General features: G+C 48.3%; 10 protein-coding genes. 9 read left to right on the forward strand and 1 reads right to left on the reverse strand.

The features are described from left to right. Positions 1-21 precede the first annotated feature (21 nt). Positions 22-1,863, reverse strand: coding sequence for a histidine kinase (locus tag CBP12_RS03800; RefSeq protein WP_198341852.1), 1,842 nt, complete (start codon positions 1,861-1,863; stop codon positions 22-24). Between the two features lie 318 nt (positions 1,864-2,181). On the opposite strand from CBP12_RS03800, the gene CBP12_RS03805 reads away from it, so the two are divergent. The 9 genes from CBP12_RS03805 (at position 2,182) to CBP12_RS03845 (ending at position 14,585) form a co-directional block, all read left to right on the forward strand. After that, on the forward strand, positions 2,182-3,786 hold the full coding sequence (locus CBP12_RS03805) for an MFS transporter (RefSeq protein ID WP_086963102.1): 1,605 nt from the start codon (positions 2,182-2,184) through the stop codon (positions 3,784-3,786). Positions 3,787-3,860: 74 nt separating this feature from the next. Further along, entirely contained in the window at positions 3,861-5,348 is a 1,488-nt protein-coding gene (locus tag CBP12_RS03810) for an MFS transporter (RefSeq protein WP_086963104.1), read from the forward strand. A 77-nt stretch (positions 5,349-5,425) separates the two neighbouring features. Further along, positions 5,426-9,181, forward strand: a complete 3,756-nt coding sequence (locus CBP12_RS03815; protein ID WP_086963106.1) for a nitrate reductase subunit alpha — start codon at positions 5,426-5,428, stop codon at positions 9,179-9,181. 10 nt (positions 9,182-9,191) lie between these two features. After that, a complete protein-coding gene (narH, locus tag CBP12_RS03820) occupies positions 9,192-10,739 on the forward strand; it encodes a nitrate reductase subunit beta (RefSeq protein ID WP_086963108.1) in 1,548 nt (515 codons plus the stop codon). Positions 10,740-10,741: 2 nt separating this feature from the next. Further along, positions 10,742-11,488 (forward strand): nitrate reductase molybdenum cofactor assembly chaperone, encoded by a 747-nt coding sequence (narJ, locus tag CBP12_RS03825; RefSeq protein ID WP_086963110.1) that lies wholly within the window; start codon positions 10,742-10,744, stop codon positions 11,486-11,488. Between the two features lie 9 nt (positions 11,489-11,497). Further along, on the forward strand, positions 11,498-12,178 hold the full coding sequence (narI, locus tag CBP12_RS03830) for a respiratory nitrate reductase subunit gamma (RefSeq protein WP_086963113.1): 681 nt from the start codon (positions 11,498-11,500) through the stop codon (positions 12,176-12,178). A 13-nt stretch (positions 12,179-12,191) separates the two neighbouring features. Continuing rightward, a complete protein-coding gene (locus CBP12_RS03835; protein WP_086963115.1) occupies positions 12,192-13,070 on the forward strand; it encodes a peptidylprolyl isomerase in 879 nt (292 codons plus the stop codon). A gap of 76 nt (positions 13,071-13,146) precedes the next feature. Continuing rightward, entirely contained in the window at positions 13,147-14,139 is a 993-nt protein-coding gene (gene moaA, locus CBP12_RS03840; RefSeq protein ID WP_086963117.1) for a GTP 3',8-cyclase MoaA, read from the forward strand. Positions 14,140-14,180: 41 nt separating this feature from the next. Further along, positions 14,181-14,585, forward strand: coding sequence for a ribonucleotide reductase subunit alpha (locus CBP12_RS03845; RefSeq protein ID WP_086963119.1), 405 nt, complete (start codon positions 14,181-14,183; stop codon positions 14,583-14,585). Positions 14,586-14,709: the final 124 nt, after the last annotated feature.

Genomic DNA, 14,709 nt, shown 5'->3' on the forward strand with positions numbered 1-14,709 from the left:
TTCACAACGAGCTCCTTAATGTTATTGGCAGCGCTTATAATGGGGCAAAAATTGCACATAAATCCCCGTGCCCTGCTCCAGCGCCTCTATGGTAATATCGCCAGATAAACTGTGTGCTCGTTCAGTTAAAATACTCAGGCCATAGTGTCCTGCTGGGCTATCGCTACTTGTAATACCAATGCCATCATCCTCGATACATAAATGAATCGTACCTGACTCCTCTTGATAAAGAGTCACCATACAATGTTGAGCTTGGGCATGTTTAACCACATTGCTCAACGCTTCTCGAATAATTTGCAAACAATGAATTTCTTCATTGGGAGTCAGCGGGCAATGCTCTAAGCGATATTGAGTCTGAATGTTAACCTCTGTTAGCTCAGAAAATTCTCCCACAGTACTGTGCAACGCCGCGCCTAAGCCTGGGGTATCTAATTTAATGCGAAACGTAACCAGTAACTCCCGAAGTTGGCGATAGGCACTGCTAAGTCCAGTTTGTATCTCGATGACGGTGTCGTTAATCTCAGCTGGTGGGGCTTCTAGGGCGATTTGCTTTTTAAGCCGCGCTAGCTGAATTTTTTGATAAGACAACACTTGGGCTAAAGAGTCGTGTAGCTCTCTGGCAATCACGGCTCGCTCTTCCATTAATGCAATACGGGCTTGGTTATGACCTAAATGATGCAAATTTAAAGACGCAGAAAAAAGCTCCGTTAAGGCTGTTATTAACTGCTGCTGCCAATGCTCAAGTACAGTCCCTAGTGGCACTTCCACCCTAAGCTGCCCTAAGTCATCGCGCGCACCACGAATAGCAAAACTAACCACTTGAGTACCGTGCTCAGTCAGACCTTTATTTATAAAAAGCGGGCATTGTGCACAATTAGGTAACTGACAATAATCTGGTGCATGACCTGGAGTAGAGGTTAAAGCACTGTGCGCTTCATGGTTAGGGTTGTCTAAAGTACTAGTTAAACATAAAGAGACGGGCCCTAAGTTCAGGGTTTGCTCAATGGGCTTGAGTAATTCAGCAAAAATGGGCTGAGGATTAGCACCGCTGTGATTATAAAGGCGTTGTGCACTATTAAATAATAGGGCTAAAGAACGGTTACTCAGTTGTAACTCTTGAGTTTTTTCATCCACTTTTTGCTCAAGATGAGTATAGAGCTCACTCAATTGTGCACTCATTTGATTGAGGGTGTCCGCTAATACGCCTAATTCATTGCGCGCTATGACCTTAACGCGGCCCTCAAAAGAACCACGCCCTATTTTTTTGGCTAAATTAACCAGCTCTTTTAACGGTATTAGCACATTATTATGGACTCTTAAGGTCACGATTATTCCGAGCATGACACAAATAAATAACGTGCCTACTTGCAGGCTACGGATCACGTGTAGCTTGTACTCTGACTCCAGCTGCAACTCTTTAACGAGCTCATCTAACAAGGTAACAAAAATAGGCACCTCCACATTAAAGTCACGCTGTTGAAGGGGTGTTTTCTGTAGCAGCGGCAACATCAGCTCCTGCCACTGATACACTACCCGCGCATATTGAGACGAAAGTGCAGGCTGATCATTTTTCTCAATGGCACTTAGCAGCGCACTCGTATTTAAGGTATTTTCAAATTGCACAATATAGTCTGCAATAATCTGGGGATTTGACTCACGACTTAACAATGCCAAGCGATAAGCTTGCATGCGCAAACTACCCGACTTATTAATGGCTTCAGCATCACCGCGTATCGCCTCTCCTTGGTACATGCCCCCCAACATGCTCACTAAAGTCACAGCAATCACTAACATAAAAGCCAGCAAAGTGCGCATAGCAGTAGAGTGAGTTAAGCGCACCAACGGTATCTGTTCTCTGGCCATAAATTACCCTTAACAGTGGCACATCGAATTAAAAAGCTGCCTATTAATAGCATTAATTTTCCTTAATATGAGCAAGTACTCCTTTATATCCACAGCAGGCTTTGATTAACTAAAAAATCCGCAATAATTCACTAAGCGTTTGTAATTACTAGATATATTTAAATATTCGCTCGTAACCCTAAATAGGTAGTTCACCGTTTATAACTAATTACTCCTCCTGTAACCCTGACTCAGATCAATTAACTCCCCTCCCCTGCCCCTACTATGCGAGCAGATGCAAAACACCCTTTTGCAGTGTGTATTTAGGAGTGGCAGATAATGAGCAACAACATAGAAAAATGGGATGTTGAAGATCCCATATTCTGGGAGTCCACAGGCAAAAAAATTGCTAAGCGTAATTTATGGCTCTCAATTCCTAATTTATTACTGGGTTTTGCCATTTGGCTAATGTGGGGAATTATTACCGTACAAATGCTCAATTTAGGCTTTCCATTTACGCCCGTTGAGCTATTTACTTTAACCGCCATTTCTGGCTTAGCCGGCGCCACCTTTCGTATTCCCGCCTCTTTTATGATTCGTATCTCAGGTGGGCGAAACACCATCGTCTTTACCACCATTTTGTTAATGGTACCCGCCATTGGCACGGGCCTCGCTTTACAAGATACCCAAACGCCCCTGTGGGTCTTTCAGCTGCTGGCGCTGTTATCGGGCATTGGTGGCGGTAAGTTTGCCTGCTCTATGAGCAATATCAGTGGCTTTTTCCCTAAAAGCCAACAGGGGCTGGCGCTGGGCTTAAATGCTGGTTTAGGTAATTTTGGCGTCACCACCATGCAAATCTTAATCCCGCTGGTGATGACCATGAGTATCTTTGGCAGTTTAGCCGGTGGCTCCATGGAGCTAATGAAAGATAGCGGCACCTTAATTGGCAGTATTCCCGCAGGCTCTCAAACTTGGATTCAAAATGCCGGTTGGGTGTGGTTGATATTTCTTATTCCATTAATTGGCATGAGTTGGGTAGGCATGAATAACTTACTGCCCATTACTCCCGAACCGGGCTCTGTGGTCGGCGCTTTTAGTAAAGTCTTAGGTTTATACGGCATTAGTTTTATTACCTCAGTAGTGGGTTTGTATCTCTACTTACCTGAGCCGATGGGCATAGGGGTATTAAATATGTGGTTAGCCATGCCGCTGATTATGATCAGTAGTTTAGGTCTACTGCGCCTCATTCCTGGCAGCATTAAACCCAATATAAAGCGCCAATTTAGCATCTTTAAAGACAAACATACTTGGTCAATGAGTGTGCTTTACATTTTAACCTTTGGCTCATTTATCGGCTTTTCAATGGCGCTGCCCCTGTCTATTACGGTAATTTTTGGTTATCTGAATGAGGTCGCCGCAGATGGCACTGTGAGTCGCGTCATTAACCCTAATGCACCTAGCGCCTTAACGTATGCCTGGATTGGGCCTTTTGTCGGCGCACTGGCTCGCCCCATTGGCGGTTGGATTTCTGACCGTTTTGGTGGCTCTTTAGTCACCCAAATTATCACCTTTATTATGGTGGTGGCCTCTGTGGCACTGGGCTACACCTTAAAACTTGCTTATAGCTCCGCCCATCCTGAAGTCTACTTTTTTACCTTTATTAGCTTGTTCTTAGTGCTGTTTGCCGCCTCCGGCATTGGTAATGGCTCCACATTTCGAAGCATTGGCGTGATTTATAACCGCGAGCAAGCCGGTCCCGTATTAGGTTGGACTTCCGCTATTGCCGGTTATGGCTCTTTCGTGGCGCCCATTGTTATTGGTGAGCAAATTAAAGCCGGTACCCCAGAAATTGCCATGTACGGCTTCGCTGGGTTTTACGCCCTGTGCTTGCTCTTGAACTGGTGGTTCTATTTGCGAAAAAACGCCTACGTGAAAAACCCGTAACCGTTTTTTCTTAGCACCCTTTGCCCATTACTTATGAGTTATTAACACGTTGCCTTAGATAACGGAGCTTGCTCATGAAAATATCTGACTTATTTAATTACAAAAAACCAGAAATAAAGGCGCTACACCTGACGTGGATTGCCTTTTATATCTGCTTCTTCGTGTGGTTCAATATGGCACCCTTAGCGACCAGTATGCTAAAAGATCTCGGCTGGTTGACCGCCGAAGATTTACGACTCTTTGCTATCGCCAACGTCGCCTTAACCATACCCGCACGCATTTTGGTGGGGATGGGATTAGATAAGTGGGGACCAAGGCGGGTGTTCTCGGTGCTCATGGTGACCATGGCTATTCCCGCTATCGCCTTTGCCTTTGGCGAAACGCGCACCCAATTATTAGTATCACGCTTAGTATTGAGCTCTATTGGTGCCGGCTTCGTGGTGGGTATTCATATGACCGCCATGTGGTTTAAGCCAAGAGACATAGGTTTTGCCGAAGGCTTTTATGCAGGCTGGGGAAATTTTGGCTCTGCCGCCGCCGCCATGACCTTGCCGATGCTGGCTTTTAATGTCTTTGGTGGGGTAGATGGCTGGCGCTACGCCATTGCCAATACTGCCATCTTAATGGCACTTTATGGGGTGTATTACTGGTTTGCTATCACCGATGGCCCTGCCGGCACAGTGCATCATAAGCCACGTCAAGTGAGCGCCATGGAAGTCAGCTCTTGGGCCGACATGGTGAAGTTAATCATTTGGACTATTCCTATGATTGGCATCTTATCGTTACTGGTATGGCGTATCGCCGATATGGGCTATCTGAGTAGCACGTGGACTTGGGCCTTTCATGGCGTCATTGCGCTCATCGTACTTTATCAAGTGGTACAAATCCTGCGCGTTAACCTACCCATTTTGCGCCGTGGTGTGCCTGAGGATGATAAATACCCATTTAATTCAGTAGCAGCGCTTAATTCTACCTACTTTGCTAATTTTGGCGCCGAGTTGGCAGTCATCTCCATGTTACCCATGTTCTTTGAAATGACCTGGGGCCTCACACCCACTACCGCCGGCATGATAGCCGCCTCGTTCGCTTTTATTAACTTAGTCGCCCGCCCCATCGGGGGTTTAGTGTCTGATAAGTGTGGCAACCGCCGCTTAGTGATGCTGGTCTACATGATTGGTATTGCCATCGGTTTTGCACTGATGGGCTTGATGAACGCAAGTTGGTCGTTAGTGCTGGCCGTCGCGGTTACTATTTTATGTTCTGTGTTTGTCCAAGGCGCCGAAGGAGCCACCTTTGGCATTATTCCCTCTATTAAACGCCGCTTAACCGGGCAAATCTCTGGTATGGCCGGTGCTTACGGTAATGTGGGCGCCGTGTTTTATCTCACGCTTTACACCTTTGTTACGCCCTCCCAATTCTTTTTCATTATCGCTGCAGGAGCCCTGCTAAGTTTTGCCGCCTGTTTCTTTTGGCTCAAAGAGCCAGAAGGCGCCTTTGGCGAAGAATATGTCATTTCGTCGGTGGATCTTGAGCTTGCAGCCAACCCACAGGCCAGCAAGTAATTAAGGTGATATCAGCTAATAGTCGTACACAGCGCGTTACGCGCCGTTGTTGAGTAGTTTTTCAAGAGGATAGAACTATGAGTCGAATTTTAGACCAACTGCACTTTCTAAAAAGAAAGCAAGGCGAGTTCGCCGATGGCCATGGCGAAACTCGTAAAGAGTCTCGTGAATGGGAAGACGGTTATCGCGACCGCTGGCAATACGACAAAATTGTCCGCTCCACCCATGGCGTAAATTGCACCGGCTCTTGTTCATGGAAAATTTACGTTAAAAACGGGCTGATCACCTGGGAAACGCAACAAACGGACTATCCGCGCACCCGCCCCGACTTACCTAACCATGAGCCTCGTGGCTGTCCGCGTGGCGCCAGCTACAGCTGGTATATTTATAGCGCCAATCGCGTTAAATACCCCAAGGTGCGCAAGGCACTATTAAAGCTATGGCGCGAAGCCCGAACCACCTTAGCACCGGTGGATGCTTGGCAGAGCATTGTTGAAAGCCCAGAAAAGTCCAAAGCCTATAAGAGTCAACGCGGTTTAGGTGGTTTTATTCGCTCAAACTGGGATGAAGTAAATGAAATCATTGCCGCAGCTAACGTCTATACCACCAAGGCGTATGGCCCCGACCGCGTAGTGGGCTTTTCGCCGATACCGGCCATGTCGATGATCAGTTACGCTGCCGGCTCACGTTACTTATCACTGATGGGAGGCGTGTGTTTAAGTTTCTATGACTGGTACTGCGACTTACCGCCCGCCTCCCCCATGGTATGGGGTGAGCAAACTGACGTTCCTGAGTCTGCTGATTGGTATAACTCCAATTACATTATTGCTTGGGGCTCAAACGTGCCACAAACCCGTACCCCAGATGCGCACTTCTTTACTGAAGTTCGCTACAAAGGTGCCAAAACCGTGGCGGTGACCCCCGACTATGCCGAAGTGGCCAAGCTGACCGACTTATGGCTAAACCCTAAGCAAGGCACAGACGCGGCCTTAGCCCAAGCCTTCTGTCATGTGATCTTCAAAGAATTCCACTTAGATAACCCCAGCGCCTACTTCACCGATTATGTGCGTCGTTATTCTGACTTCCCTATGTTAGTGGTGTTAGAAGACTTTGAAAGCGGCTTTAAACCCACCCGTTTCTTACGCGCCTCAGATCTTACCGACAATCTTGGTCAAGAGAATAACCCTGAATGGAAAACCATTGCCATTGACAGTTTATCCAATGAGCTGGTCTCGCCTTTGGGCTCCATTGGTTATCGTTGGAATGAAAAAGGTAAATGGAATATTGAGGCGCGCGAAGGCACAGACGGTAAAGACGTTGAGCTGCAATTATCACTACTGGATGAAGGCAATGAGGTTGAAGTGGCGTTCCCCTATTTTGGCGGTGATTTGCACGATCATTTCCAACACGTTGAAGGGGAAGGCGTGCAGTTTCGTCGCGTGCCAAGCCGTGAGCTGACGCTCATTGATGGCAGCAAGGTGCGCGTGGCAACTGTGTTTGATATCAGTGCCGCCGGACTCGCCATTGACCGAGGTTTAGGCGATAACAACGTCGCCAGTAGCTACGATCAGGCAGATATTCCTGGCACCCCTGCCTGGCAAGAAGCCATTACCGGTGTCAGTCGTGAGCTGGTGATCCAAGTGGCCCGTGAGTTTGCCGACAATGCCGATAAAACCAAGGGTAAGTCGATGATTATCGTCGGTGCCGGTATGAACCACTGGTATCACATGGACATGAACTATCGTGGCTTGATCAACATGTTGATCATGTGTGGTTGTATCGGTAAGAGCGGCGGCGGTTGGGCACACTATGTGGGACAAGAAAAACTGCGCCCTCAAACCGGTTGGTTGCCGGTGGCCTTTGGCTTGGACTGGAGTGCACCGCCGCGTCATATGAACGGCACCAGCTTCTTCTATAATCACAGCTCCCAATGGCGCCATGAAAGCATGGATATGCACGAGATTTTATCTCCCATGGCCGACAAGTCGCAGTTTCCAAAGCACGCCCTGGATTACAACATTCAAGCCGAACGTGGCGGTTGGTTACCCAGCGCACCCCAATTAAACCGCAACCCACTAGCCGTGTGTCGAGAAGCCAACGCCACCGGTATGGACGTGAAAGACTATGTGGTGAAATCATTAGAAGAGGGCTCATTGCGCTTTGCCTGTGAGCAACCAGATAATCCAGATAACTTCCCACGAAACATGTTTATCTGGCGTTCAAACCTGTTGGGCTCCTCCGGTAAGGGGCATGAATATATGCTCAAATATTTACTGGGCACCCCTAAGCACGGCGTGATGAACCAAGACACTGGCCAGCAAGGCTTTAAGCCCACCGAGGTGGATTGGGCAGAAGAGGCAGCCATCGGCAAAATTGACTTGGTCACCACGCTCGACTTTAGAATGTCTTCTACCTGTGTTTATTCCGATATCGTGTTGCCGACCGCCACTTGGTATGAAAAAGACGACATGAACACCTCGGATATGCACCCCTTTATTCATCCTTTATCTGCGGCTATCGATCCGGCGTGGGAGTCTCGTACCGACTGGGCCATTTTTAAAGGCTTGGCGAAAAAATTCTCAGAGCTCACTGACGGCCACTTAGGCGTTGAGCAAGACATTGTCACCATCCCGATGCAGCACGACAGCCAAGGCGAGCTTGCACAACCTTTTGGTGGCACCGATTGGAAGTCCGCCGGCGAACCTTTAGTGCCAGGTAAAAATGCGCCCAATATGGTGGTGGTGGAGCGGGACTTCCCGAACACCTATAAAAAATTCACCTCGCTGGGCCCCTTGCTCAACACTAAGGGTAATGGCGGTAAAGGCATTAGTTGGAATACCGATGATGAAGTCACTTTCTTAGGCCAGCTTAACAAAAAGGTACTTGAAGAAGGCGTGAGTAAAGGCAGACCGCAAATTGACTCTGCCATTGATGCCTGTGAAACCGTCTTGTCATTGGCACCGGAAACCAACGGCCATGTGGCGGTGAAAGCCTGGGCCGCTTTATCTGAGTTTACTGGGCGCGATCACTCGCACTTAGCCGTAGGTAAAGAACACGAGTCGATTCGCTTTAAGGATATTCAAGCTCAACCAAGAAAAATCATCTCCAGCCCTACTTGGTCGGGCCTTGAAGATGAACATGTCAGCTATAACGCCTGTTACACCAACGTGCATGAGCTGATCCCGTGGCGCACCATTACTGGCCGCCAGCAGTTTTACCAAGACCATCCTTGGATGCAGGCTTTTGGTGAACAATTGATGAGCTATCGCCCGCCTGTCAACACGCGCACCATCGACCAAGTAAAGGGGCAACGCAGCAACGGCAATACCGAGATTGTCTTGAACTGGATTACGCCGCACCAAAAATGGGGCATTCACAGTACCTATTCTGACAACCTATTAATGCTCACCCTTAGCCGCGGTGGCCCCATTATTTGGCTATCTGAAACCGACGCGAAAAAAGCCGGTATTGAAGATAACGATTGGGTGGAATGCTTTAACGCCAACGGCGCTCTCACCGCGCGCGCTGTGGTTAGCCAACGCGTAAAAGAAGGCATGGTCATGATGTATCACGCTCAAGAGCGCATTGTTAACGTGCCCGGCTCTGAAACCACTAAAACCCGTGGCGGACACCATAACTCAGTGACTCGCGTTGTACTCAAACCGACTCATATGATTGGCGCTTATGCCCAGCAATCTTACGGCTTTAACTACTACGGCACCGTGGGCTGTAACCGCGATGAGTTTGTGGTGGTACGCAAGATGAGCAAAGTTGATTGGTTGGATGGCTCAAATACCGATGATCTGCCACAACCATTACCGCAAAATCTTTAAGGAAAACGCCATGAAAATCCGTTCACAAGTTGCCATGGTTCTAAATCTCGATAAGTGCATTGGTTGCCACACTTGTTCAGTTACCTGTAAAAACGTGTGGACCAGCCGTGAAGGTATGGAGTACGCCTGGTTCAATAACGTAGAAACCAAACCCGGTATTGGCTACCCCAAAGAATGGGAAAACCAAAATAAATGGAAAGGCGGCTGGGTGCGTAACGCCGATGGTTCTATTCGCCCGCGCATTGGCGGTAAATTTCGCGTGTTAGCTAATATTTTCGCTAACCCCGACTTACCCGAAATCGACGATTACTACGAACCCTTTGATTTTGATTACCAACATTTGCATACCGCTCCCGAAGTGGCGCACCAGCCCACCGCGCGTCCACGTTCGGTGATCACCGGTAAACGGATGGAAAAAATTGAATGGGGTCCCAACTGGGAAGAAATTTTAGGCACCGAGTTTGCTAAGCGCCGCAAAGATAAAAACTTTGACAACATTCAGGCAGATATTTACGGCGAATATGAAAATACATTTATGATGTATTTGCCCCGTCTGTGTGAGCATTGCCTTAACCCAACCTGTGCCGCAGCCTGCCCTAGCGGTGCCATCTATAAGCGTGAAGAAGACGGCATTGTGTTGATTGACCAAGACAAGTGCCGGGGCTGGCGGATGTGCATTAGTGGTTGTCCGTATAAGAAAATTTACTACAACTGGAAAACCGGAAAGTCTGAAAAATGTATTTTCTGTTATCCACGCATCGAAGCGGGCATGCCAACCATTTGCTCAGAAACCTGTGTGGGACGCATTCGCTACTTGGGCGTTTTATTATATGACGCCGACCAGATCCATGAAGTGGCCAGTACTCCCAATGAACATGACTTGTATCCCAAACAATTAGCCATGTTCTTAGATCCCAACGATCCCGCTGTGATTGCTCAGGCCAAAAAAGATGGCGTGCCGGATTCTGTGATCACCGCCGCCCAACGCTCGCCTGTGTATAAGATGGCCGTAGAGTGGAAACTGGCACTGCCACTGCATCCTGAATATCGCACCTTGCCGATGGTGTGGTACGTGCCGCCATTGTCGCCGATTCAGAACGCCGCCGAAAATGGCAAAATTGCCATGAATGGTGTGCTGCCTGACGTAGACAGCTTGCGCATTCCGTTACGCTATTTAGCTAACTTACTCACCGCCGGTGATGAAAAGCCGGTGAAACACGCCCTCAAACGCCTGCTGGCCATGCGCGCTTATAAACGTGCCGAGCACGTAGACGGCGTTGAGGACTTAACGGCGTTAGAAGAAGTGGGCCTTAGCAAAGAGATGGCTGATGAAATGTATCGCTACTTAGCGATTGCCGATTATGAAGATCGCTTCGTGATCCCCACCGCACACCGTGAAGAAGCCATGTCCGATGCCTTTGCCGAGCGCAATGGCTGTGGCTTTAGTTTCGGTAATGGCTGTGGTGGTGGCGGTGAAGAAGAGACTGCCAATATGTTTGGTGGCAAAAAACACACCGCTCGTGAAGTGATGAAAACTGTACAAGTGTGGGAGAAATAAACATGCAAATACTCAAAGTTATTTCGCTGTTATTGGACTACCCAGCTCAAGTCGTACTGGAGGCACGAGATGAGCTAGCTGAAGCTATCTCTACCACTCGTGTGATCAGCCCCGAGCAACGTAGTGCCCTATTGGCGCTACTCAGTCAGGTTGCTGAACGCGATCTCATGGATAGCCAAGAAGCTTACGTCAAGCTTTTTAACCGGGGTCGTCATTTATCGCTGTTGTTATTTGAACACGTGCATGGTGAGTCACGAGACCGTGGCCAAGCCATGGTCGACTTAATGGCACAGTACGAAAAAGACGGCTTCGATATTGGGGTCAAAGAGTTACCGGATTACATTCCGCTGTATTTGGAATACCTGTCTTATTGTGATGAACCCACGGCGCGCGCCGGCTTGGCCGATGTTGAGCATTTATTGGCTTTACTAGCGGCACGGTTAGCCGAGCAAGACAGTGCCTACAGCGCCTGTTTTCAAGCGCTGTTACAAATCGCCGGCTTTGAGCCGACCCAAGCCATTAACGAGGTAAAAGAGCAAGTCAGTCAAGAAGAATATGATGACAGCCTTGAGGCTCTCGATGCGCTATGGGAGGAAGAAGCCATCACCTTTATGGGCGGCAACCAAAGCGCAAGCTGTGGTTCGAGCGGTGGTAAGCCGGTACAGGTGACCCCTGAAGCAGTCGCCGTGCCACTGCACTGGCTTGATTTTAGCCGTGATGCCAGCGCATCCACATCCAGTAAAATGTAGGAGAACACCATGTCTAATTTTAATTTGTTACTGTTTGGTGTGTACCCATATATTGCGCTTGCCATCTGCTTAATAGGCAGCTGGGCACGCTTTGATTTATCGCAATACACCTGGCGTGCTGGCTCCAGCCAAATGCTCGATGGCAAAGGCATGCGCTTAGCCAGCAACTTATTCCATGTGGGCATTATCTTTGTGTTAGCCGGGCACTTTGTGGGCTTGCTCACGCCGCACGCTGTTTATCAACACCTGATCAGTAGTGAACACAAACAGCTCGTGGCCATGATCACAGGGGGATTTTTTGGTGTGCTTTGCCTGATCGGGTTAGTGATGTTGATTAAGCGGCGCTTAACCAATCCACGTATTCGCGCTACTTCCAGCACCTCAGATATGATGATTTTGGTTGTGCTATTGGCACAGCTGATTTTAGGCTTGCTAACAATCGGCGCTTCCACACAGCACTTAGATGGCTCTGTCATGATTTTGCTCGGCGATTGGGCACAAAGTATTGTGACCTTTCGCCCCTTAAGTGCGGCCAATGCCATTGCGAGCGTGGGTGTCATCTACAAGCTGCATGTGTTTTTAGGGATGACCTTGTTTGTGTTATTTCCCTTTACGCGATTAGTCCATATCGTCAGTGCACCTGTGTGGTATTTAGGCCGCCGCTGTCAAATTGTTCGTCAAAAAGGTTAAGGAGCGCGTGATTATGCAACCGACAACAAAACCGCTATTTACCGATGTCACTCATACCGAGGCAGCTGCCATCGATATGAGTGATCCATTGCTGATTGCTACCAGCAATACCAACGACTTGCCGACGATACGCGTGAATGGCGTCAGGCTCAGCGACACGGCCATTGCTCAAGAAATGCAATATCACCCGGCTGACACTCAACGCCAGGTTATTTTTCTGGCGGCTCAAGCCTTAGTGCTGCAAGAGCTCTTAAGGCAAAGAGCTGCAGAAATTAGCCTTAACGTACAAGCGCAGGACTCAGAAACGCCTGCAGAAGCCAGCACCCGTTGCTTGCTCGAACAAGAAATCCGTACGCCCCTCATTGGTAATGAGGCCTTAGAGACTTTTTATAACAGTAATCCGCGCAGCTTCACCATGCCCCCGCTGGTTTCTGCTAAGCATATTTTAATTGCCGCTGATCCTGAGGATGATCTCGAGCGCAGTACGCAACGTGATATCGCGCTCAATATTATTGAGCAGCTTCAAGATGGTGCCGATTTTGCGGCGCTGGCCATGGCTCACTCTGCTTGTCCCTCAAAAGAGCAACAAGGTGCCTTAGGCCAGTTATCTAAGGGCCAAACCGTGCCTGAGTTTGAGCGCCAATTATTGCGCTTAGAGCTGGGGCTTGCCAGTCAACCCATAGAATCACGCTACGGCTATCACATCGTCGTAGTTGAGCAACGTGTAGAAGGTGAGCTACTGCCGTTTCATATGGTGAAAGAGCGTATTAGTGCACAACTGAGCCAAAGGGTCTGGCAAAAAAGTGTCACTCAATATCTACAAATGTTGGTCGGACAGGCCGATATCGAAGGCATCACGCTGCAAGGCGCCGACTCGCCTTTGGTTCAATAAGATACTGGCCAAGCACGGACGTAGTACACGGGCGTTGTTAGTCACAACGCCCTCATAAGTAATAAGGAGTAGTGTCATGTCCTCAACACTCATTGATGGCTTTGGTCGAAAAGTCGATTACCTACGGTTATCAGTCACCGACCGCTGTAATTTTCGCTGCATCTACTGTATGTCTGAGGACATGACATTTTTACCCCAAGAGCACATCTTAAGCCTCGAAGAAATTCAACGCTGTGCTGAGCTCTTTGTCGCTAACGGGGTACGAAAAATTAGATTAACCGGCGGTGAGCCACTAAATCGCAAAGGCATTGTAGGCTTGTGTGAAAAAATCAGTGCCACCCCCGGTTTAAAAGAGTTGGTGATGACCACCAATGGCTCACAACTTACCAAATATGCACGCCCACTTGCCGCGGCGGGAGTACAACGATTAAACATCAGTTTAGACTCTCTGTGCCCCAAAAAATTTAAAGCCATGACGCGAGTAGGCGAGCTACAACATGTACTGGATGGCATTCAAGCCGCGCGCCAAGCGGGGTTTAAAAACGTAAAGCTCAACTGTGTAGTCATTCAAGGTCTCAATGATGATGAAGTGTTAGCTCTCACTGACTACGCCATTAATCATCAACTCGACATTACCTTTATTGAAGAAATGCCACTGGGCAATGTAGGCCGCTCTCGCGCCACCTCTCTTTTTAGTAGTGATAAAGTACGAACCCGTCTTGCCCAACACTATGCGCTACTCGATAGTACCGAAAGCAGCGGCGGTCCGGCACGCTATCTGCGCTTAAGAGATCATAGCGCGACTCGTATTGGTTTTATCTCGCCCCATAGTCATAATTTTTGTAGCACCTGTAATCGGGTGCGTATAACGGTAGAGGGTAAGCTGTTATTGTGTCTGGGCAACGAGCATTCACTTGACTTACTGACACTGCTGCGCCGCTACCCAGCAGATAACGCGCCCATATTAGAGCGTATTCATAGCGCCTTATATAATAAGCCTGAAAAACACCACTTTAACTCAGAGGGTGAGGTACAAATACTACGATTTATGAATGCCAGTGGTGGTTAACGCCCCCTGTTATCTTCTTCATTTACTCAGAGAGTCACCATATGACTATTGCCAGTTACGATGATCTATTACACGCAGCCCGTTCACAGGCAGAGCCCCAATTGCTGCTATTCGTTTTTACTCAAGCCCAACTTCCAGAAGACGCTACAGAGGCAGAGAAAGTCAATTTTGAACAAGGCATGGGCGGCACCCTAACACCGGTAGTCTGTGTAGATAAAAGCCCTGATGAATTAGGCAGCTTCGCTGACTTATTAGCCGAGTCTAAAAAAACCGGCCAAGCATGGGATGTGGTCTTTATTAGTACTATGTCCGGCCACGGCGGCATTGCCCCCAACTCAGACCAAGCCGAACAACCGCTACAAATGATGGTGCAATCTATTCAAGCGGGCAGCATCAATGGCTTTTTAGCTTTTAATAATACCGGCGAGATTTTAGAATTTTCTTAACAACCATTGAGGCGATTGGGGTTGGGAAATTGAACAAGACCTTTACCCTATCCGTGCCTTCTACTCACTTGCGTGACAAAAAAGCAATTGATTAGGGCTCTTTATTCACAGCCTTGCTTGTTAG

Source organism: Oceanisphaera avium, from assembly GCF_002157875.1.
In the GTDB taxonomy this organism is placed as follows: domain Bacteria; phylum Pseudomonadota; class Gammaproteobacteria; order Enterobacterales; family Aeromonadaceae; genus Oceanimonas; species Oceanimonas avium.

Coding starts and splice junctions, on each gene's coding strand:
- CBP12_RS03800 (WP_198341852.1), bottom strand. CDS start 1,863: ATGGCCAGAGAACAGATACCGTTGGTGCGCTTAACTCACTCTACTGCT.
- CBP12_RS03805 (WP_086963102.1), top strand. CDS start 2,182: ATGAGCAACAACATAGAAAAATGGGATGTTGAAGATCCCATATTCTGG.
- CBP12_RS03810 (WP_086963104.1), top strand. CDS start 3,861: ATGAAAATATCTGACTTATTTAATTACAAAAAACCAGAAATAAAGGCG.
- CBP12_RS03815 (WP_086963106.1), top strand. CDS start 5,426: ATGAGTCGAATTTTAGACCAACTGCACTTTCTAAAAAGAAAGCAAGGC.
- narH (WP_086963108.1), top strand. CDS start 9,192: ATGAAAATCCGTTCACAAGTTGCCATGGTTCTAAATCTCGATAAGTGC.
- narJ (WP_086963110.1), top strand. CDS start 10,742: ATGCAAATACTCAAAGTTATTTCGCTGTTATTGGACTACCCAGCTCAA.
- narI (WP_086963113.1), top strand. CDS start 11,498: ATGTCTAATTTTAATTTGTTACTGTTTGGTGTGTACCCATATATTGCG.
- CBP12_RS03835 (WP_086963115.1), top strand. CDS start 12,192: ATGCAACCGACAACAAAACCGCTATTTACCGATGTCACTCATACCGAG.
- moaA (WP_086963117.1), top strand. CDS start 13,147: ATGTCCTCAACACTCATTGATGGCTTTGGTCGAAAAGTCGATTACCTA.
- CBP12_RS03845 (WP_086963119.1), top strand. CDS start 14,181: ATGACTATTGCCAGTTACGATGATCTATTACACGCAGCCCGTTCACAG.